Genomic DNA, 24,872 nt, shown 5'->3' with positions numbered 1-24,872 from the left:
GGAGGCAAGTATAAGGCAGTGTCAACGGCGCAACGTTGACCTGCGTCGGTGCGTCGCATGCAAGATTCACCGCTGAAACACAGGCGCCTCCCACATTTGATCTTGATTCACAAGATCAGGTGCGCAGGTGGGTTAGCGGCAGTTCGGTGCTGTTCAATACCTGGTTCAGCACAAAGCTGGAGCGCACGCTGGTCACCCCTTCGATGCGGGTCAGATGGCCCAGCAGCAATTTTTGATAATGGTCCATATCCGGCACCACCACTTTCAACTGATAGTCCGCATCCATTCCGGTCACCAGGCTGCATTCCAGCACCTGGGGCAGGGTGCGGATGGCCGCCTCGAAATTCTCGAAGCGCTCGGGCGTGTGACGGTCCATACCGATCAACACATAGGCGGTGAGGCTCAGGCCCAGCATCTTGCGGTCGAGCAGGGCGACCTGGCGCGCGATGTAGCCGTCGTCTTCCAATTGCTTGACCCGGCGCGAGCAGGGCGACGGTGACAGGCCGATGCGCTCGGCCAACTCCTGGTTGGAGATCCTCGCGTCACGCTGCAATTCCGCCAAAATACTCAGGTCGTATCGGTCAAGCTTGCTCATTGGGTTGGCCTTTGTCGTAACTATTGCGGCGAATTATCTATGAAGGGTTAAAAATTGCGCAAGCACTGTTTATTGACGCAATCTTCGCAATCATCTGCCGGGCACTCACGGGTATCGTTATCAACAGAATCACCGCCTGGACAACAGTCCACAGCAGCTCGCCCAATCAGGCCCGCTGCGGCCGCCGCCCAAACAGGGTTGAGCCGGCCTCCAGGCTGCACACTGTCTACCAGACGGCGTGAGGTGAGCCAACGCCAAAAGCGTTGAGCCAGGACGAAATTCTCAAGGGGTGGCCGACGGGTCGCCCCTTTTTCTTTGCCTTGAGAAAATTGTTCTCGTGACTGATAACCTGTCCCAGAACCGGGTGAGGCTTTTCCAGTCTCATGTTATGAGGCCGGGTACTCCAGGCCCTAATCCGCAGTGAGGAAGAGCATGAAACGCATCTGGCGTTTGGCAGGTGTAGGTTTGCTGATGGTTACCGTCAGCGCGCAAGTGATGGCTGATGACCCCCGTTCCGAAGGCGGTGGCCAGCATGAAAGAGGGCCGGAGGGCGGGCGGCCAGGCAATGAACAGCCTCGACCGCAGAATAACCAGCCCCGCCCGCAAAACAATCAACCACGTCCGGAAAACAATCAGCCCCGCCCACCGAATCAACATGTCGAGAACAATGCGCCTCGCCCGCAAAACGAGCATTTCGAGCGAGGCGAGCAGCAGGGGCACGGGCAGTGGCAAGGCCGGCCGCAAGGCGCCGAGCAGCCTCGTCCAGCGCCGCAGCCGGCGAACAACCTGCCGATCCAGGGGCGTCCGGACACCGTTCGGCAAACCCAGGAGCCACGCCAAGGCTACTATCAGGACATCCCGCGCCGTAATGACGGCAACCCGCATTGGCAAGGAAATGGCCCCGGGCCACGTCCTGGCGGCGGTTTCAATAATGGCCGTCCCGATGATCACCGCTGGCCGGGCCGCCCCGACGGGCATGGCAACGGCTGGGGCCCCGGCCCGCAATATCGACCGGGCTATATCGTCGACCGTTTCCCCGAGCGTAATTACCGTGTGCCCTACCGTGGCCAGGACTACTTCTTCTCGGGTGGTTACTGGTATCGCCCGCAAGGCCCGCGTTATGTGGTGGTGAGGCCGCCGTACGGCATCCGTGTGCAATACCTGCCGGATTACGCGCGGGAAGTGTGGGTGGGCAGTGCGCTGTTCTTCCTCGCGGCCGGTGCTTACTACACCTATGAAAGCAGCACCCAGCAGTACGTGGTGGTGCAACCGCCGACAGAAGTGCCGCCACCGCCGCCCCCCCAGGGCAACGGTTATGATGTCGTTGCCTACCCGGCCAACGGCCAGTCACCGGCCCAAGTGCAGCAGGATGGCTATGACTGCTATCGCTGGGCGGTGCAGCAAAGCGGCTTTGATCCGCAGGCGGTCACTTACGCCCCGGCGCCTGCGGTGGTGCAAACCTACCGTCAGGCTCAGGGCAATTGCCTGACCAGTCGCGGTTATCAGGTGCAGTATTAGGTTTTATTGCCCGTGACCACTTCCCGCGGGTCGGCGTGCACCAGCACTTCGGCACGCGGGTAGGCTTGGTGAATGGCGTCGGCGGCTTGATCGCTGATGCCATGGGCGACGGACAGCGTCAATTCCCCAGGCAATTCCAGATGCAGTTGCACGAACCAGTGGCTGCCGGAGATTCGCGTGCGCAAATCATGTGCACCCAATACGCCGGGGACACCACGTGCCAGTTCCAGCATGTGTTGACTCACGTCCGGCGGCAGCTCCTCGTCCATCAATACCGCAAAGCTCTCCCGGGCGATCTGGATAGCGCTCCACAAGATGTAGGCGGCAATCCCCAGGCCGAACCAGGCGTCGACCTGATGGTAACCAAAGCCCGCCAACACCAGCGCCACCAGGATGCTGCCGTTGAGCATCAAGTCCGAGCGGTAGTGCAGAGAGTCGGCACGCACAGCGTTGGAGCCTGTTTCGCGGACCACACGATGTTGCAGCATCAGCAGCGCCACCGTCATCAACAGTGAAAAGACGATAACCCCGATGCTCAGCCACGGCGCGCCGACGGGTTCCGGATGCTGCAGGCGCTGGTAGGCCTGCAGCGCGATCAACACCGCACTGCCGGCGATAAACAGTGCCTGAGCCATGCCCGACAGCGACTCCGCCTTGCCGTGCCCATAACGGTGATCGTCATCGGCGGGGCGCAGCGCGTAATGCACAGCGAGCAAATTCAGCAGCGAGGTCACGCCGTCCAGCAGCGAGTCGGTCAACCCGGCGAGCATGCTCACCGAGCCGCTGAACCACCAGGCGATGGCCTTGGTAACAATCAACGCAGAGGCTACGCCCACCGAAGCACGGGTAGCCAGGCGCAGGAGCCTGGCGTGTTCAGGACTGCTGGTCATGGACGATCCTTAGGCAGCGGGTTGTAGGCCCAGGGAAGCCAGCTGTTGCACGCTGCCCTTGAACTGGATCATGCGCGGGTCATCCAGCGGCAGGCTGCGTCCGGTTTCTTTCTGGATAATGGTTTGCAGCTTGGCGTTGTCGACCTTGCCGTCGGCGCCGATGGCTTCGTGGAGTTTCACCGGATCAACCTGGGCAGTCTTGCCCGGCTCGAAATAGATGGCACCGGTGGCGAAGTCTACGCCGAACGCGATCAAGCCCGGGATCACATAGAACAACAGGCCCACGGCGTCGAGTACAGCAATCGCCGGGTCGATCTTGCCGTCGATCTGGCCACGGCGGTCGGGGTAGAAGATCGAACCGCAGGCCGTCAGTTGACTCAACAGGGTGACGGCGAGAACACCGCCGATGACACGGGAAGCGATACGCATGGAAGCTCTCCTGAACACGGTTGATACGGAATTCACTATATAACACCCGCCTTGAGACCATCATCGGCATCCGGCAGTTCGCCGTTATACTCGCCGCTCTGCTTTGGAGCCAGTATGAATTCGTTGCCGATTGATGAAGTTTTACCCGCCCTGCGTGACGCCTTGGCTATTCGCCATGAAGCCGTGCTGGAAGCACCGCCCGGCGCCGGTAAAACCACCCGCGTGCCCTTGGCGTTATTGAACGAGCCGTGGCTGGCCGGGCAAACCATCCTGATGCTCGAGCCCCGGCGCCTGGCGGCCCGTGCCGCTGCCGAACGCCTGGCCAGCGAGCTGGGTGAAAAGGTCGGTGAAACCGTCGGCTATCGCATCCGCCTGGACAGCAAGGTCGGCCCCAATACGCGTATCGAGGTGGTGACCGAAGGCATTCTCACCCGGCGCCTGCAGGACGACCCAGCATTGGATGGCGTGGGCTTGCTGATCTTCGACGAATTCCACGAGCGCAGCCTCGACGCCGACCTGGCGCTGGCCCTGAGCCTCAACGGCCGCGAGCTGTTTCGCGATGAGCAACCGCTGAAAATCCTGCTGATGTCCGCCACCCTTGAAGGCGAGCGCCTGGCTGGCCTGTTGGATGATGCGCCGATCCTGAGCAGCGAAGGGCGCATGTTCCCGGTGCAGGTGCGTTGGGGGCGGCCTTATCAGGCCGGTGAATTTATCGAGCCGCGTGTGCTGCAGACGGTCCTTGAAGCCTTGCACGACGAAGCCGGCAGTGTGCTGGTGTTCCTGCCGGGGCAGGCGGAAATTCGTCGGGTCCACCAGCAACTGGCGGATGCCTTGGGCGATCGCAGTGATGTGCTGCTCTGCCCACTGCATGGCGAACTTGACCTCAACGCCCAACGCGCCGCCATCGACCCGGCGCCTGTCGGTAAACGCAAAGTGGTGCTGGCCACCAACATCGCTGAGACCAGCCTGACGATCGACGGCGTGCGCGTGGTGATCGACGCCGGGTTGGCGCGGGTACCGCGGTTCGACCCGGGCAGCGGCATGACCCGCCTCGATACCCAGCGCATCTCCCGCGCCAGTGCCACTCAGCGCGCCGGTCGGGCAGGGCGCCTCGAGCCGGGGGTGTGTTATCGGCTGTGGTCCGAGGACCAGCATGAGGGCCTGGCGGCGTATGGCAGCGCGGAAATCCTTGCGGCGGACCTCTCAGGCCTGGCCTTGCAACTGGCGCGCTGGGGCGTCACTCCTGCACAACTGGTCTGGCTGGATGTGCCGCCGACCGCAGCGTATGCACAGGCCCAGGATTTGCTGGTGCGCCTGGGGGCGTTGGACGCGGACAAGCTGACCCCACATGGCCAGAAAATGGCCGAGTTGCCGGCACATCCACGTATCGCTCATTTATTGTTGCGGGGTCAGGACCTGGGCCTGGCGGCCACGGCCTGTGATGTAGCCGCTCTGTTGGGAGAGCGCGATATCTTGCGCGGTGGCGGTGCCGATTTGCACAGTCGCTTGGCCTTGCTGTCCGGTGAAGAGCGCGCACGCGGCACACAAGGCGGTGTGCAGCGAGCCAGGCAACTGGCCCGGCAGTATCGAGGTTATCTGAGAGGCAATGCCACTCAGGCGGTGGCTGATCCCGACCACCCGCGATGGCTCGGCGCCTTGCTGGCCCTGGCTTACCCGGATCGTGTCGCGCAGCAACGTCGCCCGGGTGGTGCCGAATATCGCCTGGCCAATGGTCGCGCCGCGCTGTTCGCCGAGGCTGACAGCCTGATGAAACAACCCTGGCTGGTGATCGCCGACCTCGGCAGCCGCCAGGGCCAGCGGGAAGAACGCATCTACCTCGCGGCGGATTTTGACCCGGCGCTATTCGATACGGTACTGGCCGAACAAGTGCGCAACGTCGACCAGTTGGATTGGGACGAGCGCGAAGGCGTGCTGCGCGCCGAACGCCAACGCAAAGTCGGCGAACTGGTGCTCAGCCGCGAACCACTGACGGGCCTGGATGAGTCCGCCCGCAGCCAGGCGCTGGTCAACCTCGTACGCCGCAAGGGGCTGGCGCTGTTGCCATGGACCCCGGAACTGCGCCAATGGCAGGCCCGCGTCATGCTGTTGCGCCAACTGGATGCCGGAAAAACCAGCGAGTGGCCCGACCTTAGCGACAGTGCCTTGCTCGCCACTCTGGAGCACTGGCTGATGCCGTACTTGGGCAAGGTCTCGCGCCTCAGTCATTTTTCCAACCTGGATATCTCCAGTTTCCTCCACAACCTGCTGCCCTGGCCGTTGCCCCAGCGCCTGGACGAACTGGCGCCGCAGCATGTGAAAGTGCCGTCGGGCTCATCGGTGCGACTGGACTACAGTGAGCAGCCGCCGATTCTGGCGGTGCGCCTGCAGGAATTGTTCGGGCTGGCGGATACCCCGCGCATTGCCGGTGGGCGGCAGGTGGTGAAGTTGCACCTGTTGTCGCCTGCGCGCAGGCCGGTGCAGGTGACGCAGGACCTGGCGAACTTCTGGCGCAGTACCTATGCCGAGGTGAAGAAGGATTTGAAGGGGCGGTATCCGAAGCATTATTGGCCGGATGACCCGTTGGTAGCCGAGGCGACGGCGCGGATCAAACCCCGTAAATAGCCACACTGAGTCTCAAAGGCGGGAGCAGGATTATTGCGCGGCGGGCAGCAGGAACCGTGCAATCACCGGCAAATGGTTGGAAATACGCAACGTATCCTCCTGCCGTACCTTGGCCGCCACCCGCTTGAGGCGTGGGCTGTAGAACAGATAGTCCAAGGTACGATCCGGGCCGTCGAGACTCGGGTCATTGGGGTAGTGCGTCAGCCATTTTTCGCGGTCGATGCCACTGGATTCGCTGTAGCTTGGGATCATCGGGTATTTGTCCCATAGCAAATGCAGCTCGCTGTCCGGGGAATACTGCCCGCGTTTGCCCGCTTCCAGGCGCAGGAACTGGCCCAGCGGCAGCAGGTTGAAGTCCCCGCCGATCAGCCAGGGTGTGCCCCGGCCTTCGAACTTATCCAGCAGTTTCACCGTTGCCTTTACTTGCTCATCCACCGCCGAGCGCCCAGGCATGTCGCCATCCAGACGGGTATTCAGTACCGCCAGTTGGCCGCCGTCGCTCAGTGGCAGGTAAGTCAGCAGCAACGCCGGCTTGGGTTGGAACTGGCGGCTGATGAAGTTGCCTGGGGAGACCGGCAGTTGCAGGCGCTCGGCGTGTTCGATCTGGTAGCGGCTCAGGGTCGCCAATTTGCGACCGACACTGCCGAAGATATGAAAGTCGGGGATGAAATCGGCTTTCCAATCGAAAGCCTGGGTGCTGCAGGGGTAAAGGTCGACCAGGCGTTCCTGCAACAGTGCAAGCTGGTCCTGATAGTGGGATGGTTTGGCGTTTTCGTCGAGTTCCTGCAACAGCAGGATGTCGGGTTGTTCGTCACGGATCACCCGTGCCACTTCATCAAGGCTGTAAGCCATGTCTTGCTCGGTAGGGCGGTCGTCCGGGCCGCTGCCGTCGGGGGTGTCGTACCAGAACACATAGTTCTTGCCGGCCAGGTATTGCACGTTCCAGGTCATGACCTTGAGCGCCTGCCCCGGCAGCAGGGTTGGCGCGCGCGGTGCACCACAGCTGACGGGCAGGGTTTGCTTGTCGGCAGGGCGCCAGGTCAGGCTGTAGATCAGGGCGGTGAGCAGACCCGCAATGATCAGCAGGCCCAGCAGGATGATGCGCAATAAACGGGTCATCGGTTCGGCTTATAGCGGTTCAGGAGTGGCATGGAGCATATCACCGCGCGTCGGCATCGCCACCGATCAGCATAAACAAACGGAACAGCACCACACTGGTAAACAACTGCAGGAAACTGTGGGCGCTGTCCATCAACAGCCCCAGCAGCGGCCCCGGGTGTGGATAGGCCGCGACGCTGGCACCCTTGAGCAACCACAGCGGTGTCATCACGCACAGCAGGCATACCAGGATGCGCCAGAAATGCCCACGGCTCAGGCGAAAGCTCTCCTTCATCGCCTCCAGTGCCGGCATGCCGCGCAGCACCAGCAGGTACTCGGCAAAAGCCAGCACCACCATCAGCCATAGGCCCGGCAGGAAGTACAACGACAGGCCCAGCAGGATCAACAGCGTGCTCATGGCCGTCAGCAGGGCGAAGCGTGGCCACAGGGTCAGGGCCATGGCCCAGACATCTTTAGTGCGCGGCGACTCGCCACGGGTGCGCGCATCCAGAAACAGGATCAAGGCACCGGTGTACAGCGGATATACCAGCAGTCCGACGACCACGCTGTAACCGGGGAATGCATCCGGCCCCACGGTATGGTCCAGTACCTGTTGCAGGAAGGCTTCGAAAATCACCAACGGCAAGCACAGCTGCACGATGGCGCCCAGGTTGCGTTGGGTGAAACGTAAGGAGTCGCGCAGTACGTCTAACGGATTCATCAGGTTCATCGCAGGCCAAAAAGCAAGGCCCACACTTTAACCGATCATGACTGGCCCTGAGCAAACGTAAACCTTACGTAAAGACTATTGAAACGTCTGGTAACAGCCCCATAACTACTTGCGTAGCTTGCCTGATTCCAGGCAGGCCCCTGATTTCTACCGGCAATCTAACGAGGTCGCCATGAACAGCGAAGAGCAAACCCTGATCGATGGACTGTTTTCACGGTTGCAGCAAGCCGAAACGGACTCAGCCCCCCGCGACGCCCAGGCCGAAGCGCGGATCAAGGAGCACATGACTCGCCAACCGGCCGCCGGGTACTACATGACCCAGTCGATTCTGGTGCAAGAACACGCGATCAAGAGCCTCGACGCGCAGAACAAGCAGCAGGCGCAGCAGATCCAGCAATTGCAGGATGAGCTGCAACAGGCCCGTTCCCAGGCGGCTCAACCTGCGCCGAGCAGCGGCGGTTTCCTGTCGAGCATCTTTGGTGGCGGTTCGCGCGATCCGCAACCGGCCCAGAGCGCCCCGGCGTCAACCGGTGGTGGCTGGCGTGAACCGGCGCGGCCATCTTTCGGTCAGCCTGCACCGCAACAAAACTACGGCGCGCCGCCGCAGAATTATCAACAGCCGCAACAAGCGCCAGCCGCGCCGATCGGCAGCGGTTTCCTCGGTGGCGCCCTGAAAACTGCCGCCGGCGTGGCCGGTGGTGTGATGCTGGCCGAAGGTATCAGCAGCCTGTTCAACCACAATTCGCAGCAGCCGCAGGTCGTGGAAGAAATCATCCGCGAAGAGCCTGCGCCGGCCAGTGACAACGGTAACTGGGGCAACGATGACCAGCGTTTCGCCGGGAATGACAGCTGGGGCGGCAACAACGCCGACAGCTTCGCAGACAGCGATTATTCCGACGATTCCTCCTCATTTGGCGACGACGACTCCTTCGTCTGAGCCGAACTCAACCGGGGCGCTTCGTCGCCCCGGGCTGATTTTTCTCGGAAACTTCCCCGTGGCTGGCATACTGGCGCCTTTGCGGACCTTCGTGTCCGGCGTTCAAGCGGTAACCCTGGGGAAGTGCGGTGAAAAAAATTGCAGTGTTCGCCGATGTACAAAACCTCTATTACACCGTGCGCCAAGCGTACGGTTGCCACTTCAATTATGCCGCTCTGTGGGCTGATATCAGCTCACGCGGGCAGATCGTAGAGGCGTATGCCTATGCCATCGACCGTGGTGACAGCAAGCAGCAGCAATTTCAGCAGATCCTGCGCAACCTGGGCTTCACGGTAAAACTCAAGCCCTACATCCAGCGCAGCGACGGTTCGGCCAAAGGCGACTGGGACGTGGGCATCACCCTCGACATCATGGATGCCGCCGACCATGTCGACGAAATCGTACTGGCCTCCGGTGACGGTGACTTCGACATGCTGCTCGACCGTGTTATCCACAAGCATGGCATCGAAGCCGTGGCCTACGGCGTGCCGGGGCTGACGGCCAACTCATTGATACGCGCCGCCAGCCGCTATGTGCCGATCGAAGGCGCGCTGCTGCTCAAATAAGGGCAGCGGCCCAATAAATTGTCAGACGGAGTTGGAACAGGTTTGGAACGTATAGCGGTCATCGACTTTGAAACCACCGGCATCACCCCGAGCAGTCTCTGCCGGGCCACGGAAATCGCGGTGGTGATCCTCGAACGGGGCCAGATCGTGGACCGCTACCAGAGCCTGATGAATGCAGGCGTGCGTGTGCCGGGGTTTATCGAGCAACTCACCGGCATCAGCAACGCCATGCTACGCAGCGCGCCGCCGGCCGAACGCGTGATGAACGAGGTCAACGAGTTCGTCGGCACCACGCCACTGCTGGCGCACAACGCCGCGTTCGACCAGAAGTTCTGGGATTACGAGCTGGGCCTGATCCGCCGCACCCGCCTGCAGAAATTCGCCTGCTCGCTGCTGCTGGCCCGCCGCCTGATGCCCGCCGCACCGAACCACAAACTCGGCACCCTCAACAGCTACGCCCAACTGCCCCACACCGGCAAGGCTCACCGGGCGATGGCGGATGCGGAGATGGCGGCCAATCTCACGGCGCATCTGGCCCAGGAACTGCGGGGTACTCACGGCTTGCGCGAACTCTCCCATGACCTGCTGTGCACCTTGCAGAAAGTGCCGGCGGCGAAGATCAACGAGCATCTGAAGAAGCATCGCGGGTTCTGAACCCAGTGCACTTATGTAGGCGCGAGCAAGCTCGCTCCTACAGACGGCACTTACGCTTAGTTGACGGGCATTAGCCGCTCGCGGCTGATTTTTTTTGCGACATGCAGCCATAAGCTTCAAGCTTCAAGTAAAAGCGGATCGGCCCTGACTTGCGGCTTGAAGCTTGCCGCTCACCGCTGATGCCGTCAGTTAGAGTTTTTTGTAAGAGCGGGCTTGCTCGCGAGAAACCTGAGAGCGTCGCGCGCATCCAGCATGCGCGCGTTGTTGATGATCTTCGCGAGCAAGCTGGCTCCTACGGGTTAGCGTGGGCCACCACGCAATACGTGGACTGACGGGGTGACTGAGGCTGGCGAGCTTGATGTGTTTATCCACCATTCTTGCCCTCCAACTGCCCCAACGGCACCCGCCGCTCTATAGCGCTCGACAAAATGATCGAAGTTTTACTGAATCCGAATTTCGCGATGCGGTTGATCAAATTCTCCAACTCCGGCATCGAGCCCACTGCGGCTTGCATGATCACGCACGGATCACCGGTTACGCGGTGGCATTCGGTGAGTTCGGGGATTTCGGATAAGGCGTCATATACCTTCTGGCTACCGTGATTGGTCAGGCGCAGTTCAATCACACACTGAATCGGCAACCCCACCTTGGACAGATCCACTTTGGCCTGATACCCGGTGATCACGCCGCTGGCTTCCAGCTTGGCCACGCGCTCGGCCACGGCGGGCGCGGAGAGGTTGACCGTGCGGGCGAGCTGCGCGTAGGAAGCGCGGCCGTCTTCAAGCAAGGCGTTGAGGAGCATGCGGTCGTATTTGTCCATGATAAGGCTCCTGGAACGCTTGGCTTTCGAAAGCAGGGTTTATAGCCCTCATAACCATGTTTTGAAAAGTGTACTGGCGGTTTAAACAGGTTTTGTAACTTATGTTTATCAATCTGTCTTTTTAGAATAAGCCTCCTGTCCTTCTGCCATAGAGCCGCCCAATGCCTGGCCCACGTCGCTTTCCCTTACCGTTGATCGCCGCCTTTTTTGCGTTGTATGTGATCTGGGGTTCTACCTACCTGGTGATTCGCGTAGGCGTGGAGTATTGGCCGCCGTTATTGCTGGCGGGGATTCGGTTTTGCACCGCGGGCGTGTTGATGTATGCCTTCCTGAGATGGCGCGGGGTGCCGGCACCGACGTGGCCGCAGTGGAAGGCGGCCGGGATGATCGGCATTTTGTTGCTCACCGTCGGCAACGGTGGCGTGAGCGTGGCGGAACATATGGGCGTGTCGTCCGGCGTTGCTGCGTTGGCTGTGGCGACCGTGCCGTTGTTCACCTTGTTGTGCGGATATTTCTGGGGTGCACGTAATACCCGTCTGGAATGGGCTGGGGTGATTCTGGGAATCATCGGCATTGCCATGCTCAACATGGGCAGTACCTTGCAGTCGAGCCCCATGGGCGCTGTTTTGCTGTTGATGGCGGCCGCATCGTGGGCGTTCGGTTCGGTGTGGAGCCGGCAACTGCCGCTGCCCCAGGGCGCCATGGCCAGTGCTGCGGAGATGCTGGTAGCCGGCGTGGCGTTGCTGATCGTCAGCGCGCTTTCCGGTGAACGCCTGCAAGCCGTGCCGCCACTGGAGGGCTGGCTGGCCCTGGCGTACCTGACGGTGTTCGGTTCGATCATTGCCTTCAACGCCTACATGTACCTGCTCAAGCACGTACGTCCGGCGGCGGCGACCAGCTATGCCTATGTGAACCCGGCGGTGGCCGTGTTGCTGGGAATCGTGTTCGTCGGCGAGACCATCGGCGTGGAGGAAGCCTTGGCGATGCTGGTGATCATCAGTGCCGTGCTATTGATCAGCCTGCCCCAGTGGCGCAAGCCCAAGCCGGAAATAAGGTAAACTGCCGCGCATTACGCCCTTGCGCTGAATTTTTCCTACGGTAACTACATGACTTTCGCCACCCTTGGCCTGATCGAACCCTTGCTGCGCGCCCTTGAGACGCTTGGCTACCAGACCCCGACGCCGGTGCAGGCGCAAGCCATTCCAGCGGTGCTGGCCGGTCGCGACCTGATGGCCGCCGCCCAGACAGGCACCGGCAAGACCGCCGGTTTCGCCGTGCCGTTGTTGCAACTGTTGACGATGGAAGGGCCGAAAGTCGCCGCCAACTCGGCACGCGCGCTGATCCTGTGCCCGACCCGCGAGTTGGCCGAGCAGGTGCACGCCAGCGTCGCCGAGTACGCACAAAACCTGCCGCTGACCACGTACGCGGTGTACGGCGGCGTGAGCATCAACCCGCAGATGATGAAGCTGCGCAAAGGTGTCGACATTCTGGTCGCCACGCCTGGCCGCCTGATCGACCTGTTTCGCCAGAACGCGCTGAAACTCAACCAGCTGCAAACCCTGGTGCTGGACGAAGCCGACCGTATGCTCGACCTGGGCTTCTCCGAAGAGCTGGCGAACATCTACCGCATGCTGCCGAAGAAGCGCCAGACCCTGTTGTTCTCCGCGACCTTCTCCGATGAGATCCGCACGCTGGCCGGGCAGATGCTCAACGACCCGCTGAGCATCGAAGTCAGCCCGCGCAACGTCGCCGCCAACACCGTGAAGCAGTGGGTGGTGCCGGTCGACAAGAAGCGCAAGCCGGAGCTGTTTGTGCACCTGATGCGCAAAGGCCGCTGGAAGCAGGTGCTGGTGTTCGCCAAGACCCGTAACGGCGTGGATGCGCTGGTGGATAAGTTGCAGGGACTGGGCGTCAATGCCGATGGTATCCACGGTGACAAGCCGCAGGCCACGCGCCAGCGTGCGCTGGACCGTTTCAAAGCCGCCGACGTGCAGATCCTGGTGGCCACCGACGTGGCGGCCCGTGGCCTGGATATCGAAGACTTGCCGTTGGTGGTCAACTTCGACCTGCCGATCGTGGCCGAAGATTACATCCACCGTATTGGCCGCACCGGGCGTGCGGGTAACACGGGGGAGGCGATTTCCCTGGTGTGTGCCGATGAAGTGAACATGCTGTCGGCCATCGAGATGCTGACGCGTCAGACCTTGACCCGCAAAGTCGAGCCGGATTTCGAGCCTGAGCACCGCGTGCCGGACACCGATGCCACTGGGCAAGTGGTGAAGAAACCGAAAAAACCGAAGAAGCCCAAGGCCACGGGTGGCGGTGGCGGCAAGCGTAACCTCGGCAAATGGGTGGACAGCGGCGACGTAGCGCCGGCGGAGCCCTCGATCAAGCCGGTGCGCAAGGTGCCGGTGTTTAACACCGGGCCGCGTAAGAAGAAGTAACTGCCTGCGCGGCTGAAGGCCGCATCGGGAGCAAGCCCCTTCACGTTGACCGTATTCTCATGTTGGAACCCGGTCGGCTGTGGGAAGGGGCTTACAGTCCATCACAAGCCTCAGCGCTTAAGCCACTCCAGAACGCCTTGCCCAGCCGCTCTGCCACTGGCAAAACACCCTGTCAGCAGATACCCGCCGGTCGGCGCTTCCCAGTCCAGCATTTCTCCGGCACAGAACACGCCTGGTAATTGCTTGAGCATCAAACGCTCATCCAGCGCCTCGAACGGCACGCCGCCTGCGGTGCTGATCGCTTCATCCAGCGGACGGGTTTTAACCAGGGTCAATGGCAGGGCCTTGATATCCACCGCCAACTGCGCCGGATCATTGAAGTGCTCAGCCGGTGTCAGCTCACGCAACAATGCAGACTTCACCCCATCCAGACCCAACTGGCTGTGCAAGTGTTTGCTCATCGAGCGCGAGCCCCGAGGCTTGGCCAGGGCGGCTTGCACCTTGCCCAGCGGCTTGCCCGGTAGCAGGTCGATATGCACGGTGGCCGACCCTTCGCGGTTGATCGCTTCGCGAATCGGCGCCGACAGCGCATAGATCAAGCTGCCCTCGATACCGGTGGCGGTGACCACACATTCCCCCAGTCGAGGCTTGTCATCGGCCAGGCCGACAGCGATGTTTTTCAGCGGTGCGCCGGCGAATTTGCTGATCATCAATTCGCTCCAGGCCGACACCTCGAAACCACAGTTGCTCGGTTGCAGTGGGGCGTAGCGCACGCCTTTGTCTTCGAGCAGTTTGAGCCAGGCACCGTCTGACCCCAGTCGCGACCAACTGCCGCCACCGAGCGCCAGTAACACGGCAGGGCTGTGGACAGTTTTTTCGCCCTCCGGGCTGTGGATAACTAGCCCACCGTCCGCGGCCCAACCCACCCAGCGATGCCGGGTGTGGATAACCACGCCTTGGTCGCGCAGGCGCTTGAGCCAGGCGCGCAGTAGCGGGGCGGCCTTCATGTCCGTAGGAAACACGCGCCCCGAGGTGCCGACGAAGGTCTCTATGCCCAGGCCATGAATCCATTCGCACAACGCCTGGGCGCCAAACATCCGCAACAACGGCGCCATCTGTGGCGCGCGTTCGGCATAACGCGACAGGAACGCCGGGTACGCTTCCGAATGGGTGATGTTCATACCGCCCACACCCGCCAGCAGGAATTTGCGCCCCACCGACGGCATACCGTCATACAGGTCGACCCGTACGCCTGCCTGGCTCAAGACTTCGGCGGCCATCAGCCCGGCAGGGCCACCGCCGATAATGATGACGTGTTGGGAAGGGGTATCGGACATGGGCAAGGCTACGGTCGCGTAAATGAGCCGAGCATTCTACCCGACGACAGCGCAAACGCCTGATCAAAAAACGTACACCTTTCTGCAAGCCTTGCGCTTGGCAGCTCTTAGCCGCTTACGCTCAAGTTATCCACAGGTGGTTCCACAGGCATTGTGGGTAACGCCCACGGTTCAATGACAACCTGATGACGACCACACCCGCTGGGCGCTGTGATGCAAGATGCCGTGGCGCCGCGCCAGTGCACGGCGGTCTTTGCTGTAACCGCCACCGATCACGCCCATCACCGGAATGTCACGGCCCAGGCAGTGACGCATCACGCTTTCGTCACGGGCGGCGACGCCTTCGTCGGTCAGCTTGAGGTAACCCAGGGCGTCGTCCTTGTGCACGTCTACGCCGGCGTCGTACAACACCAGGTCTGGTTGGTAGAGCGGCAACAGGTAGTTGAGTGCGTCGTCCACCACCTTGAGATACTCGGCATCCCCCATGCCCATGGGCAGCGGGATGTCCCAGTCACTTTGGGCCTTGCGTGCCGGGAAGTTCTTTTCGCAGTGCAGCGATACCGTGATCGCATCCGGCGTGTCGTGGAGGATGCGCGCGGTGCCGTCGCCCTGGTGCACGTCGCAGTCGAAGATCAGCACGCGGTTGACCCGGCCGCCGGCCAGCAGGTAATGGCTGATCACCGCGAGGTCGTTGAAGATGCAAAAGCCCGCCGGGTAATCGTAATGGGCGTGATGGGTACCGCCCGCCAGGTGGCAGGCCAGGCCGTGTTCCAGCGCCTGTTCCGCCGCCAGTATCGAGCCGCCGACCGCGCGCACGGTGCGCCGGGCCAGGGCTTCGCTCCATGGCAGGCCAAGGCGCCGCTGGTCTTCACGGGACAACTCGCCGCTCATATAGCGCTCGATATACCCACGGTCATGAGCCAAGGCCAGAATCTGTGGCGGGCACAGCTGCGGGCGCAGCAATTGGCTGTCTTCGGTCAGGCCGCTGTCGACCAGGTGGTCGCGTAACAGGCGGAATTTGTCCATGGGGAACCGGTGGTCCGCCGGGAACTCGGGGCTGTAGTCATCGTGATAGATCAATGGCAGTGGCATGGGATTTTCTGACGGGAACCTGCGACGCATCTTACCCGCGTTGTACACTCACGCACATGGCAAGGGAGGGGACCCATGGAGCCGATATTGGAATTGGAAAGCGCACGGTTGGTGCTGCGCCAATGGCGCGACAGCGACCTGCCGGAATTTGCGCGCATGTGCGCCGACCCGCAGGTGATGCGCTATTTCCCCGCTAAATTGAGCCACCTGGAAACGGCTGCGTTGATCGGGCGGATTCGTGGGCATTTTGCCGAGTATGGCTTTGGTTTTTGGGCCTTGCAGCGCAAGGACACTCGCGAGTTTATCGGCCTGACCGGGCTGCAGAATGTCAGTTTCGAGGCCGACTTCGTCCCGGCCGTGGAAATTGGCTGGCGCCTGTCCCGCGAGCATTGGGGCCTGGGTTATGCCAGTGAGGCGGCCTGGACCGCTTTGCGTTGCGGCTTCGATCGATTGCAGCTGGATGAGATCCTCGCCTTCACCACCGAGACCAATCTGCCATCACAAAAAGTCATGCAGGCCATCGGTATGCATTACGATCCCCAGGCAGATTTTGAACACCCCAAGGTCGCAGCCGAAGACCCGCTGCGCCATCATGTTTTGTATCGCATCACCCGCGCCCAATGGTTGGACACGCTGCACGGATAAGCAGACCGGAATGCCCCATAGATTGTGTAGGAGTTGCTCTATGAGCCAAGTGTTGGAAGATCTGGTGGACCTGCTGACCCTGGAGCCGATCGAGGAAAACCTCTTTCGCGGCCGCAGCCAGGACCTGGGCTTTCGCCAGCTGTTCGGCGGCCAGGTGCTCGGCCAGTCGCTGTCGGCGGCCAGCCAGACCGTAGAAGAAGCGCGGCATGTGCATTCCCTGCATGGCTATTTTCTGCGCCCGGGCGACGCGTCGTTGCCGGTGGTGTACTCGGTGGACCGCGTGCGTGACGGCGGCAGTTTCAGCACCCGCCGCGTCACCGCGATTCAGAAGGGCAATCCGATCTTCACCTGCAGCGCCTCGTTCCAATACGACGAAGAGGGTTTTGCGCACCAGAGCACCATGCCCGTGGTGGTCGGCCCGGAAAACCTGCCCTCCGAACTGGAACTGACCCAGCAACGCGCGCACCTGATCCCTGAGCACATGCGCGACAAGCTGCTGTGCCCCAAGCCGATCGAAGTGCGCCCGGTGACCGAGAAAGACCCGTTCAACCCGCAGCCGTCCGACCCGGTCAAGTACGTATGGTTTCGCGCCGACGGTGCCCTGGCCGACTTGCCAGCGCTGCATAAATACCTGCTGGCCTATGCCTCGGACTTCGGTTTGCTGACCACCTCGTTGCTGCCTCATGGCAAGACCGTGTGGCAGAAAGACATGCAGGTCGCCAGCCTCGACCATGCGCTGTGGTTCCACGCTGACCTGCGTGCCGATGACTGGCTGCTTTACGCCATGGACAGCCCATGGGCGGGTAACTCCCGTGGCTTTTCCCGTGGCAGCGTGTACAACCGCGCCGGCCAGTTGGTGGCCTCGGTGACCCAGGAAGGCTTGATTCGTCATCGCAAGGATTGGGCATGAGCCTGGCGCACATCAAACATTGGGTCTTTGACATGGACGGCACCCTTACGGTGGCCGTGCATGATTTTGCGGCCATTCGCGTGGCCTTGGAGATTCCCCCGGAGGACGACATCCTCACTCACCTGGCGGCGTTGCCGGTGGATATTGCGGCGGCCAAGCATGCCTGGTTGCTGGAGCATGAGCGCGAGTTGGCGGTGGGATCGGTTGCCGCAAAAGGCGCGGTGGAGTTGGTGCGGGAGTTGGCCGGGCGCGGTTATCGCCTGGGTATCCTGACCCGCAATGCGCGGGAGCTGGCGCATATCACCCTGGAGGCGATTGGCCTGGCCGACTGCTTCGCCGCCGAGGATGTACTCGGGCGTGACGATGCGCCGCCCAAACCCGATCCGGGTGGCCTGCTGAAACTGGCGACGGCCTGGGAGGTGGCGCCGAGCGAGATGGTCATGGTGGGCGATTACCGCTTTGACCTGGATTGCGGCCGGGCGGCGGGTGCCAGGACGGTGTTGGTGAACCTGCCGGAAAACCCGTGGCCGCAGTTGGCGGATTGGCATGCCGCAGACTGTGCGGACCTGCGCCGGATGATCCAGGCCAGTCACTGAACGGCGAAGTGTGGGAGCACGCCCCTCCCACATTTTGGACCGGTTTATTTGACTACTGGGTAAATAGCACCTTCTCGCCCTCAGGCGACGTGAACATCTTATCTCCGTCGTGGCCCACGCCCGGCACTTCCACCAGCTTATGGCTCAGTTGTGGATGGCGCGCCTTGAGGTAATCAAAATAGTTGTGCCCACGCACCAGTCGGTACGCGCCCTGTGTCTCGGCTTCGCAGCTCTTGTCCAGCGCCGGGTGGTTCGGGTCGGTGTCCTGCTGGCCGAGCAGGTAGGTGACGTTACGTGCCACGTAGCTGTGTTCAAGTTGCTCGGCGCCCTGGCCCTTTGCGTAGGCGGGCAGGTCCTGCATGCCGTACTTCCAGTCGTTGAAGCTTGGGCAACTGGACACATCGAACTTCACCGGGCGCTGCGGGCTGAAGTAGGCATAGGACGATGGGTTGGCCACCACGTAGCGCAGGCTGATGCCTTCGGTTTGCAGCAGCGGATGATCATGCCCGGTAAGGGCAAAACGCTGGACCACCTGCCCGCCGCCTGAATGGCCGGCCACTACGATTTCTTTCAGCGCCGGGAACAGTTTGCGGTCGCCAAGATGCTTGATGATCTGGTCCAGTGCGCCGTAAGAGCTGAGTTGGCCGGGTGCGGTTGAGGGTTCGCCGGCCATCCAGTCGTTGCCGTTCCAGCGCAGCACCTGCTTATCCAAGTGGTTGCGTTGCACGTCCAACTCATTCAGAAACTGCGGTGCGATGACCAAGGTGTCTGGGGCGACCCCTGCGTGTGCGGCGGCATCTTCGCCGCTTTTCAGGTAGGTCTGCGCATTGCGCAGCCGACCATGCACGATGATCAACGCACGGGTGACGTTGGGCAATGGCTGGCGCCAATCCTGGCTCAGGCCCAGGCTGAGGTCGCCGGCCTCCAGGTGAAAACGATCGGGGCTGACCACTTTGACGCCATGCGCTTTCTCGGCAGCCCAGGCGCCGGTGGAACAGGTAATCATCAAGCCCAGCAGTAGACCCAGTCGTTGATTCATTAGAGGCTCTTGGCGGCAAAGGTATCGCATTGAGTGATTTGACCCTCGGTGAAGCCGGTCTTGAACCAGCGAACACGCTGTGCCGAGGTGCCATGGGTAAACGAGTCCGGCACGACGCGCCCTTGACCCTGTTGCTGCAAACGGTCATCGCCAATGGCGTTGGCGGCGTTCAGTGCTGCTTCAATGTCGCCGGGCTCCAGCCAGTTCAGGCGTTTTTGCGCACGGTTGGCCCACACCCCGGCGAAGCAGTCGGCTTGCAGCTCCTGGCGTACCAGCAATCCGCCGTCGCCTTGCATCTGCCGGCCTTGCTGGCGTGCGGCCTGGATCTTGGACGAGATGCCCAGCAGTGTTTGCACGTGGTGCCCGACTTCGTGGGCGATCACATAGGCCTGGGCGAACTCGCCGGCGGCCTGGAAGCGTTGGGACATTTCCCGGAAGAAATCCAGGTCCAGATACACTTGCTGGTCGGCCGGGCAGTAGAACGGGCCGCTGGCCGAGGTGGCGCTGCCGCATGCGGAGTTGACCCGGCCACGGAACAGAATCAGCTTGGGGTTCTTGTAGACCAGGCCGTTTTCCTTGAACACCTGGCCCCAGGTGTCTTCCGTGTCCCCCAGGACGGCGCGCACGAAATCAGCCTGTTGGTCGTTGGCCGGCGGCGCCTGGCGGGTTTGCGTGCTCACCGAGGGTGCCTGTTCCATCTGGCCGGTCAGTTGGCCGAGGATCTGCAGCGGGTCCTGGCCGGTCAGCCAGCCAATGCCGACGATCAACACAATCGCCGTGAGGCTCAGGCCCTTGCCGCCACCAAAACGCATGCCTCCACCACCGCCGCCACTGTCATCGCGGGCATCCACCACGTTGTCGCTGCGTCGGCCTTTTTTCCATAGCATGGGGGCAATCCTCTCGGTAAACGGTCTTACATTAATTGGGAAATAGTATGGCCGTTAATCGCGGCAATAACCTTCGCCGGTATCGACAATCAGGCAGTCCTTTTTATCCGCCAACCATTTCAGGCCGGTGGCTTCACCGTCGCCCGCGCTCAATTGCTGTGGGCCGTCGGGGCGGGTAAAGGTAATGCCGTCTTCGTTGGCTTCACCTTTGAAGGTGCCGGTGTCGTCGTTATCGAGGCCGTATTTCATGGTCAGCAGGTAGTGGCCGCGGCCGATGCTGTCGTCCTTGGCGATGGTCAGGCTCAAGCCTTCGACGCCGATCCATTTGCCGACCCATTTATCGGTGGGCGGCGTCGCAGGCACCAGCGTGGCCTGCACCGATGCCGGCGCGGGCTTGGGGGCCGGTTTTTCCTCTTTATTGCACGCGGTGAGCAGGGCAAGGGCAGACAGGACAAAGAGTATTTTTTTCATAGCGGCATGGCCTTGATCAAAAAGTGCGCAGCACGTCGGCGAACGTGCAGCGTTGGACTCGAATACAGTGATTTAGTGCGCTGTTCGCACCGTGTTTGGTTATGCTCTTGGGGCAGACTCCGGCCCGACTGCTAGATTACCGGGTTGAGTGCTGCCGTGTTCAGTGCTCAGCGTTCAGTCCGCCATGCAAGAGAATTCAATGACCGTCAGCACCCCCCTTTCCGGCGTCAACCATCCCTTCAAAGGCATTTTGCTGATTGTGGTGGCGACGTTTCTGTTTTCCAGCCACGACGCTTTGTCCAAATACCTGGCCGGGTTCTATCCGATCGTGATGGTGGTGTGGGCGCGTTATTTGGTGCACACCCTGTTGATGGCCGGGATCTTCCTGCCGCAATCGGGCCTGCGGGTGCTGCGCAGCAAGCGGCCGGGGATGCAGGTGGTGCGCGCGTTGTGCCTGTTGGGCACGAGCCTGTTTTTTACCACGGCGTTGCACTACATCCCGTTGGCGGAAGCTACGGCGGTGAACTTCCTCGCGCCCATCTTGGTGACGGCACTGTCCGTGCCTCTGCTCGGCGAGCATGTCACACGTGGCCAATGGCTGGCGGTGATCTGCGGGTTTGTGGGCGTGCTGGTGATCATCCATCCGGGGGGCGAGTTGTTTACCCCGGCGGTGTTGCTGCCGCTGTGTTCGGCGCTGTTTTTCTGCTTCTACCAGCTGCTCACGCGCATCCTCAGCCAATACGACACGCCGACCACCAGCAACTTCTTCGCCGGCCTGTGCAATACCTTGGTGATGAGTGCAATGGTGCCGTTCTTCTGGCAGATCCCCACGCTGTGGCATGCCATTTTGATGCTGGCGCTGGGCACTTGCGGGATGACGGCGCACCTGCTGTTGACCCAGGCGTTCCGCTTCGCGGCGCCGGCCTTGCTGGCGCCGTTCGGCTATTGCCAGATCGTATTCGCAGGGTTGTTGGGTTGGTTAGTGTTCAACCACACCCCGGACCTGACCACGGTGGTAGGTATCGGGGTGATCTGCATGAGCGGGTTGGCCGCTGCCTGGCAGCAGCGGCGTAGGTAGATCAGACGTCTACGGTAGGAATCTTGCGCGGCGCCATGAAGTACATCCAGGTCAGGGCAATGAAGTACATCGCTGGGATCAGGGTGAACAACACCGTGTAGTTGTTATTCGTGACCGTGAGGATATGCCCGACGATCTGGGTCATGAACATGCCGCCGATCGCCGCGCACATCCCGCCGAAACCGAACACCGTGCTCATCATGTGCTTGGGCGTGTAGTCCATCACCAGGCTCCAGATATTGGCGGTCCAGGCTTGGTGGGCACCAATGGCCAGGGAAATGGCAAACACCGCGACCCACAGCTGGCTGGAACCGGCCGCCATGATCACACCGACGATGCAGCAGGCAAACAGCAACATCGACAACAGCCGCGCCTTGATCGAATTCATCCCTCGTCCGATCAGGAACGACGACAGAATGCCCCCGCCCACACTGCCGAAGTCGGCGGTCAGGTAAATGATGATCAGCGGAATGCCCATCTGGGTCACGTTGATGCCCAGGTTGTATTGCTGGTTCAGGAACGGCGGCAGCCAATACAGGTAGAACCAGAACACCGGCGCGGTCATCGCGTAGGCGAGGGCGAATGCCCAAGTGCCACGCATGCGCAGGATGCGGCTGAACGGGACGCCAGGTTGTTCGGGTTCGACTTCCTGTTGCACGTAATCCAATTCGGATTGTTTAACGGTGGGATGCTCTTCGGGGTTGTAGTACTTCAGACCCCAGCACACCAGCCAGATCCCGCCGAGTGCCGACATGCACAGAAATGCCGCCTGCCAGCCCCATACGTGCAGGATCAGCGGCAGCAGCATTGGCGTCATCATCGCACCGACGTTGGTGCCGGCGTTGAAGATGCCGGTGGCCACTGCACGTTCACCCGCCGGGAACCACAAGCGTGTGGTCTTGACGCAGGCCGGGTAGTTGGCGGCTTCGGTCAGCCCGAGGATAAAGCGGCAGACCATAAAGCCGACTGCCGAGGTGGCCAGGCCGTGGGCGCCGGTGGCCAGGCTCCACAGCAAGACCGCGCAGAAGAACACGCGCTTCACGCCGATGCGGTCGATCAGCCGGCCTTGCAGCACGAACCCGATGGCATAGCCCACCTGGAACCAGAAGTTGATGTTGGCGTAGTCCATCGCCGTCCAGCTCATTTCCTTGGCCAGGATCGGTTGCATCACGCCCAGGGCGGCGCGGTCGATGTAGTTCAGCGTGGTGGCGAAGAACACCAGGGCCAGCATGCCCCAGCGGGTTTTACCCACGGCCAGGGCGCCGCGGATCTTGTCGCCGATGCCGGCGTGCGGGGTGCCCGGGCGTGTGGCCAGGACGGAGTTTTGCGAAGGCATGAGTTAGTACCCGTTTTTGAAATTCTTATGGTGTGTGCTGGGTCTTCTTGCGTGAACGATGGTGCGCAGTGCCTAAAAAATCGTCAATTCGCCAAGGGGCTTAGTGTTCGATAATCGCACCAAAAACTAACCGGTTCGTACATTTTAATTGCTGCGTGTAGGCTGGGGGCGAATAATTTGCCACAAACAACAATTGCCGGGAGTCGCCCATGCAACGTTCCATTGCCACCGTTTCCTTGAGCGGCACCCTGCCGGAAAAACTCGAAGCCATTGCCGCCGCCGGGTTCGACGGGGTCGAAATCTTTGAGAATGACTTATTGTATTACGACGGCAGCCCGCGGGAAGTCAGGCAAATGTGCGCCGACCTGGGCATTGCCATCACCTTGTTCCAGCCCTTCCGCGACTTCGAAGGTTGCCGCCGCGACCGCTTGGCGCGCAACCTTGAACGGGCCGAGCGCAAGTTCGATTTGATGCAGGAACTGGGCACCGACCTGGTGCTGGTGTGCAGCAATGCTTCGGCCGATTGCGTGGGCGATGAGCGCATTTTACTCGACGACTTGAGCCTGCTGGCCGAACACGCCGGGCGTCGTGGCCTGCGCATTGGTTATGAAGCGCTGGCCTGGGGCAAGCATGTGAACACCTGGCAGCAGGTGTGGAACCTGGTGCGCCAGGTCGATCACCCCAGCCTCGGCGTGTTGCTCGACAGCTTCCACACCTTGTCGCTCAAGGGCGACCCGAGCGCGATCGCCCAGATCCCCGGCGACAAGATCTTCTTTGTGCAAATGGCCGACGCGCCGATCCTGGCTATGGATGTGCTGGAGTGGAGCCGGCATTTCCGTTGCTTCCCCGGGCAGGGCGAATTCGACCTGCCGGGGTTTCTGGCACCGATCATCCAGAGTGGTTACACCGGGCCTTTATCCCTCGAGATATTCAACGATGGCTTCCGCGCGGCGCCAACCCGGGCGAACGCGGCAGACGGCTTGCGCTCGCTGCTGTACCTGGAAGAGAAAACCCGCGAGCGTCTCCAGCAGCAAGCGCCTGCCCAGCCCGTCGACATCCTGTTCGATACCCCGGCCGCCAGCGAATACGGTGGCGTCGAGTTCCTCGAGTTTGCCGTGGATGAAAACCTCGGTGCCAGGCTCACCCAGTGGCTGGAGCGCCTGGGTTTTGTCAAGGCCGGGCAGCACCGCTCCAAGAGTGTGAGCCTGCTGCGTCAGGGGGATATCAACTTGATCCTCAACTGCGAACCTTATTCCTTCGCCCATAATTTTTTCGAAGCCCACGGGCCCTCGTTGTGTGCCACCGCGATTCGGGTCAAGGACAGTGCCAAGGCGCTGGCGCGGGCAGTGGCCTACAAGGGCCAGCCGTATCGCGGACTGGTGGGGCCGAACGAGCTGGAACTGGGGGCGGTACGTGCACCGGACGGCAGCCTGATTTACCTGGTAGACCCGAGCGAAGGCGATTTGTACGACACCGATTTCAACTTGCAGCCGGCAACCCTCTCCGGTGGCGGCCTGCTGCGCATCGACCATATGGCCATGGCCTTACCGGCCGACAGCCTCGACAGTTGGGTACTGTTCTACAAGAGCCTGCTGGATTTTGAAGCCGATGACGAAGTGGTATTGCCCGACCCTTACGGCCTGGTGAAAAGCCGTGCGCTGCGTAGCCGTTGCAGCTCGATCCGCCTGCCGCTGAATATTTCCGAGAACCGCAACACCGCCATTTCCCACGCACTATCGAGCTATCGAGGCTCGGGTGTGCACCACATTGCTTTCGACTGTGCGGATATCTTCGCCGAGGTGAGCCGGGCCAAGGCCGCCGGTGTGCCATTGTTGGATATTCCGCTCAACTACTATGACGACCTGGCGGCGCGGTTTGATTTCGACGACGAGTTCCTCAGCGAGTTGGCGTACTACAACGTGCTGTACGACCGCGACGCCCAGGGCGGTGAGTTGTTTCACGTGTACACCGAGGCGTTCGAGGGGCGGTTTTTCTTCGAGATTATCCAGCGCAAGAACGGTTACGCCGGTTATGGCGCGGCCAACGTGGCGGTACGTCTGGCGGCGATGGCTAAATCCCGTAGCGGCGCTGCGCGCCAGGCGCGTTTATAACGAGGTGTGGGGTGCTTCCTTCGGCGGG

General features: G+C 61.5%; 24 protein-coding genes. 12 read left to right on the top strand and 12 right to left on the bottom strand.

Going from position 1 to position 24,872, the window contains the following annotated elements:
- Nucleotides 1-115 precede the first annotated feature (115 nt).
- Nucleotides 116-595 carry an Lrp/AsnC family transcriptional regulator gene (locus M5B97_RS21215; protein WP_003194418.1) on the bottom strand — a complete coding sequence of 160 codons (480 nt, stop codon included), beginning with the start codon at nt 593-595 and terminating at the stop codon, nt 116-118.
- Nucleotides 596-1,027: 432 nt separating this feature from the next.
- Between M5B97_RS21215 and M5B97_RS21210 the strand changes: the two genes are divergently transcribed.
- Entirely contained in the window at nt 1,028-2,113 is a 1,086-nt protein-coding gene (locus M5B97_RS21210; protein ID WP_123717438.1) for a DUF6515 family protein, read from the top strand.
- On the opposite strand, the gene M5B97_RS21205 is transcribed toward M5B97_RS21210, so the two are convergent.
- Both M5B97_RS21205 and M5B97_RS21200 read right to left on the bottom strand, forming a co-directional pair.
- Complete coding sequence (locus tag M5B97_RS21205; protein WP_248732588.1) at nt 2,110-3,003, bottom strand: cation diffusion facilitator family transporter; 894 nt, start codon at nt 3,001-3,003, stop codon at nt 2,110-2,112. The genes M5B97_RS21210 and M5B97_RS21205 overlap by 4 nt on opposite strands.
- A gap of 9 nt (nt 3,004-3,012) precedes the next feature.
- Entirely contained in the window at nt 3,013-3,432 is a 420-nt protein-coding gene (locus M5B97_RS21200) for a polyribonucleotide nucleotidyltransferase (RefSeq protein WP_123717440.1), read from the bottom strand.
- Between the two features lie 114 nt (nt 3,433-3,546).
- Between M5B97_RS21200 and hrpB the strand changes: the two genes are divergently transcribed.
- The gene (gene hrpB, locus M5B97_RS21195; protein ID WP_248732587.1) at nt 3,547-6,054 is read left to right on the top strand and encodes an ATP-dependent helicase HrpB; all 2,508 of its coding nucleotides are present in this window, start codon (nt 3,547-3,549) and stop codon (nt 6,052-6,054) included.
- A gap of 30 nt (nt 6,055-6,084) precedes the next feature.
- Here hrpB and M5B97_RS21190 read toward each other — a convergent pair whose 3' ends face one another.
- On the bottom strand, nt 6,085-7,173 hold the full coding sequence (locus tag M5B97_RS21190) for an endonuclease/exonuclease/phosphatase family protein (protein ID WP_248732586.1): 1,089 nt from the start codon (nt 7,171-7,173) through the stop codon (nt 6,085-6,087).
- Nucleotides 7,174-7,213: 40 nt separating this feature from the next.
- The gene (locus M5B97_RS21185; protein ID WP_248732585.1) at nt 7,214-7,873 is read right to left on the bottom strand and encodes a YciC family protein; all 660 of its coding nucleotides are present in this window, start codon (nt 7,871-7,873) and stop codon (nt 7,214-7,216) included.
- 181 nt (nt 7,874-8,054) lie between these two features.
- On the opposite strand from M5B97_RS21185, the gene M5B97_RS21180 reads away from it, so the two are divergent.
- The 3 genes from M5B97_RS21180 to M5B97_RS21170 all read left to right on the top strand — a co-directional run bounded on the left by M5B97_RS21180 (nt 8,055) and on the right by M5B97_RS21170 (nt 10,078).
- Complete coding sequence (locus tag M5B97_RS21180; RefSeq protein ID WP_123717443.1) at nt 8,055-8,819, top strand: DUF2076 domain-containing protein; 765 nt, start codon at nt 8,055-8,057, stop codon at nt 8,817-8,819.
- A 128-nt stretch (nt 8,820-8,947) separates the two neighbouring features.
- Nucleotides 8,948-9,424 (top strand): NYN domain-containing protein, encoded by a 477-nt coding sequence (locus tag M5B97_RS21175; protein ID WP_123717444.1) that lies wholly within the window; start codon nt 8,948-8,950, stop codon nt 9,422-9,424.
- A gap of 42 nt (nt 9,425-9,466) precedes the next feature.
- On the top strand, nt 9,467-10,078 hold the full coding sequence (locus M5B97_RS21170; protein WP_248732584.1) for a 3'-5' exonuclease: 612 nt from the start codon (nt 9,467-9,469) through the stop codon (nt 10,076-10,078).
- Nucleotides 10,079-10,442: 364 nt separating this feature from the next.
- Here the strand turns inward: M5B97_RS21170 and M5B97_RS21165 are convergent, their stop codons facing one another.
- Nucleotides 10,443-10,898, bottom strand: a complete 456-nt coding sequence (locus M5B97_RS21165; RefSeq protein ID WP_248732583.1) for an Lrp/AsnC family transcriptional regulator — start codon at nt 10,896-10,898, stop codon at nt 10,443-10,445.
- Between the two features lie 161 nt (nt 10,899-11,059).
- On the opposite strand from M5B97_RS21165, the gene yedA reads away from it, so the two are divergent.
- Together yedA and M5B97_RS21155 are read left to right on the top strand one after the other, a co-directional pair.
- Nucleotides 11,060-11,956, top strand: a complete 897-nt coding sequence (yedA, locus tag M5B97_RS21160) for a drug/metabolite exporter YedA (RefSeq protein ID WP_248732582.1) — start codon at nt 11,060-11,062, stop codon at nt 11,954-11,956.
- A gap of 48 nt (nt 11,957-12,004) precedes the next feature.
- Nucleotides 12,005-13,342, top strand: coding sequence for a DEAD/DEAH box helicase (locus tag M5B97_RS21155; RefSeq protein WP_248732581.1), 1,338 nt, complete (start codon nt 12,005-12,007; stop codon nt 13,340-13,342).
- A gap of 110 nt (nt 13,343-13,452) precedes the next feature.
- Here M5B97_RS21155 and M5B97_RS21150 read toward each other — a convergent pair whose 3' ends face one another.
- Nucleotides 13,453-14,679, bottom strand: coding sequence for a TIGR03862 family flavoprotein (locus tag M5B97_RS21150; RefSeq protein ID WP_248732580.1), 1,227 nt, complete (start codon nt 14,677-14,679; stop codon nt 13,453-13,455).
- A 171-nt stretch (nt 14,680-14,850) separates the two neighbouring features.
- Complete coding sequence (locus M5B97_RS21145) at nt 14,851-15,771, bottom strand: histone deacetylase (protein ID WP_123717450.1); 921 nt, start codon at nt 15,769-15,771, stop codon at nt 14,851-14,853.
- Nucleotides 15,772-15,846: 75 nt separating this feature from the next.
- On the opposite strand from M5B97_RS21145, the gene M5B97_RS21140 reads away from it, so the two are divergent.
- Genes M5B97_RS21140 through M5B97_RS21130 form a run of 3 tightly spaced genes read left to right on the top strand, consistent with a single transcriptional unit; the run spans nt 15,847 to nt 17,922 of the window.
- A complete protein-coding gene (locus M5B97_RS21140) occupies nt 15,847-16,416 on the top strand; it encodes a GNAT family N-acetyltransferase (RefSeq protein ID WP_123717451.1) in 570 nt (189 codons plus the stop codon).
- Nucleotides 16,417-16,456: 40 nt separating this feature from the next.
- Complete coding sequence (gene tesB, locus M5B97_RS21135) at nt 16,457-17,326, top strand: acyl-CoA thioesterase II (protein ID WP_123717452.1); 870 nt, start codon at nt 16,457-16,459, stop codon at nt 17,324-17,326.
- The gene (locus M5B97_RS21130; RefSeq protein ID WP_248732579.1) at nt 17,323-17,922 is read left to right on the top strand and encodes an HAD family hydrolase; all 600 of its coding nucleotides are present in this window, start codon (nt 17,323-17,325) and stop codon (nt 17,920-17,922) included. The genes tesB and M5B97_RS21130 overlap by 4 nt, the downstream gene beginning before the upstream one ends.
- 52 nt (nt 17,923-17,974) lie before the next feature.
- Here M5B97_RS21130 and M5B97_RS21125 read toward each other — a convergent pair whose 3' ends face one another.
- Genes M5B97_RS21125 through M5B97_RS21115 form a run of 3 tightly spaced genes read right to left on the bottom strand, consistent with a single transcriptional unit; the run spans nt 17,975 to nt 20,319 of the window.
- Nucleotides 17,975-18,961, bottom strand: coding sequence for an alpha/beta hydrolase (locus tag M5B97_RS21125; RefSeq protein WP_248732578.1), 987 nt, complete (start codon nt 18,959-18,961; stop codon nt 17,975-17,977).
- Nucleotides 18,961-19,848 carry a neutral zinc metallopeptidase gene (locus tag M5B97_RS21120; RefSeq protein ID WP_060752333.1) on the bottom strand — a complete coding sequence of 296 codons (888 nt, stop codon included), beginning with the start codon at nt 19,846-19,848 and terminating at the stop codon, nt 18,961-18,963. Before M5B97_RS21120 ends, M5B97_RS21125 begins: the two co-directional genes overlap by 1 nt.
- A gap of 54 nt (nt 19,849-19,902) precedes the next feature.
- Complete coding sequence (locus M5B97_RS21115; RefSeq protein ID WP_248732577.1) at nt 19,903-20,319, bottom strand: lipoprotein; 417 nt, start codon at nt 20,317-20,319, stop codon at nt 19,903-19,905.
- A 199-nt stretch (nt 20,320-20,518) separates the two neighbouring features.
- Between M5B97_RS21115 and M5B97_RS21110 the strand changes: the two genes are divergently transcribed.
- Entirely contained in the window at nt 20,519-21,397 is an 879-nt protein-coding gene (locus tag M5B97_RS21110; RefSeq protein WP_123717456.1) for a DMT family transporter, read from the top strand.
- Nucleotide 21,398: 1 nt separating this feature from the next.
- On the opposite strand, the gene M5B97_RS21105 is transcribed toward M5B97_RS21110, so the two are convergent.
- Nucleotides 21,399-22,733, bottom strand: a complete 1,335-nt coding sequence (locus tag M5B97_RS21105) for an MFS transporter (protein WP_248732576.1) — start codon at nt 22,731-22,733, stop codon at nt 21,399-21,401.
- A 209-nt stretch (nt 22,734-22,942) separates the two neighbouring features.
- Here M5B97_RS21105 and quiC point away from each other — a divergent pair, with 209 nt between their 5' ends.
- Nucleotides 22,943-24,844, top strand: coding sequence for a 3-dehydroshikimate dehydratase QuiC (gene quiC / locus M5B97_RS21100; protein ID WP_248732575.1), 1,902 nt, complete (start codon nt 22,943-22,945; stop codon nt 24,842-24,844).
- Nucleotides 24,845-24,872 lie beyond the last annotated feature (28 nt).

This window comes from Pseudomonas sp. MWU13-2517 (genome assembly GCF_023242545.1).
Classification (GTDB): Bacteria; Pseudomonadota; Gammaproteobacteria; order Pseudomonadales; family Pseudomonadaceae; genus Aquipseudomonas.
The sequence above is the reverse complement of the archived record's forward strand: the minus strand, read 5'-3'. Positions and strand labels throughout refer to the sequence as shown.

What these genes read in the sequence shown, in the direction of transcription:
- M5B97_RS21215 (WP_003194418.1), bottom strand. Translation starts at nt 595, where the DNA reads ATGAGCAAGCTTGACCGATACGACCTGAGTATTTTGGCGGAATTGCAG.
- M5B97_RS21210 (WP_123717438.1), top strand. Translation starts at nt 1,028, where the DNA reads ATGAAACGCATCTGGCGTTTGGCAGGTGTAGGTTTGCTGATGGTTACC.
- M5B97_RS21205 (WP_248732588.1), bottom strand. Translation starts at nt 3,003, where the DNA reads ATGACCAGCAGTCCTGAACACGCCAGGCTCCTGCGCCTGGCTACCCGT.
- M5B97_RS21200 (WP_123717440.1), bottom strand. Translation starts at nt 3,432, where the DNA reads ATGCGTATCGCTTCCCGTGTCATCGGCGGTGTTCTCGCCGTCACCCTG.
- hrpB (WP_248732587.1), top strand. Translation starts at nt 3,547, where the DNA reads ATGAATTCGTTGCCGATTGATGAAGTTTTACCCGCCCTGCGTGACGCC.
- M5B97_RS21190 (WP_248732586.1), bottom strand. Translation starts at nt 7,173, where the DNA reads ATGACCCGTTTATTGCGCATCATCCTGCTGGGCCTGCTGATCATTGCG.
- M5B97_RS21185 (WP_248732585.1), bottom strand. Translation starts at nt 7,873, where the DNA reads ATGAATCCGTTAGACGTACTGCGCGACTCCTTACGTTTCACCCAACGC.
- M5B97_RS21180 (WP_123717443.1), top strand. Translation starts at nt 8,055, where the DNA reads ATGAACAGCGAAGAGCAAACCCTGATCGATGGACTGTTTTCACGGTTG.
- M5B97_RS21165 (WP_248732583.1), bottom strand. Translation starts at nt 10,898, where the DNA reads ATGGACAAATACGACCGCATGCTCCTCAACGCCTTGCTTGAAGACGGC.
- yedA (WP_248732582.1), top strand. Translation starts at nt 11,060, where the DNA reads ATGCCTGGCCCACGTCGCTTTCCCTTACCGTTGATCGCCGCCTTTTTT.
- M5B97_RS21155 (WP_248732581.1), top strand. Translation starts at nt 12,005, where the DNA reads ATGACTTTCGCCACCCTTGGCCTGATCGAACCCTTGCTGCGCGCCCTT.
- M5B97_RS21150 (WP_248732580.1), bottom strand. Translation starts at nt 14,679, where the DNA reads ATGTCCGATACCCCTTCCCAACACGTCATCATTATCGGCGGTGGCCCT.
- M5B97_RS21145 (WP_123717450.1), bottom strand. Translation starts at nt 15,771, where the DNA reads ATGCCACTGCCATTGATCTATCACGATGACTACAGCCCCGAGTTCCCG.
- M5B97_RS21140 (WP_123717451.1), top strand. Translation starts at nt 15,847, where the DNA reads ATGGAGCCGATATTGGAATTGGAAAGCGCACGGTTGGTGCTGCGCCAA.
- tesB (WP_123717452.1), top strand. Translation starts at nt 16,457, where the DNA reads ATGAGCCAAGTGTTGGAAGATCTGGTGGACCTGCTGACCCTGGAGCCG.
- M5B97_RS21130 (WP_248732579.1), top strand. Translation starts at nt 17,323, where the DNA reads ATGAGCCTGGCGCACATCAAACATTGGGTCTTTGACATGGACGGCACC.
- M5B97_RS21125 (WP_248732578.1), bottom strand. Translation starts at nt 18,961, where the DNA reads ATGAATCAACGACTGGGTCTACTGCTGGGCTTGATGATTACCTGTTCC.
- M5B97_RS21120 (WP_060752333.1), bottom strand. Translation starts at nt 19,848, where the DNA reads ATGCTATGGAAAAAAGGCCGACGCAGCGACAACGTGGTGGATGCCCGC.
- M5B97_RS21115 (WP_248732577.1), bottom strand. Translation starts at nt 20,319, where the DNA reads ATGAAAAAAATACTCTTTGTCCTGTCTGCCCTTGCCCTGCTCACCGCG.
- M5B97_RS21110 (WP_123717456.1), top strand. Translation starts at nt 20,519, where the DNA reads ATGACCGTCAGCACCCCCCTTTCCGGCGTCAACCATCCCTTCAAAGGC.
- M5B97_RS21105 (WP_248732576.1), bottom strand. Translation starts at nt 22,733, where the DNA reads ATGCCTTCGCAAAACTCCGTCCTGGCCACACGCCCGGGCACCCCGCAC.
- quiC (WP_248732575.1), top strand. Translation starts at nt 22,943, where the DNA reads ATGCAACGTTCCATTGCCACCGTTTCCTTGAGCGGCACCCTGCCGGAA.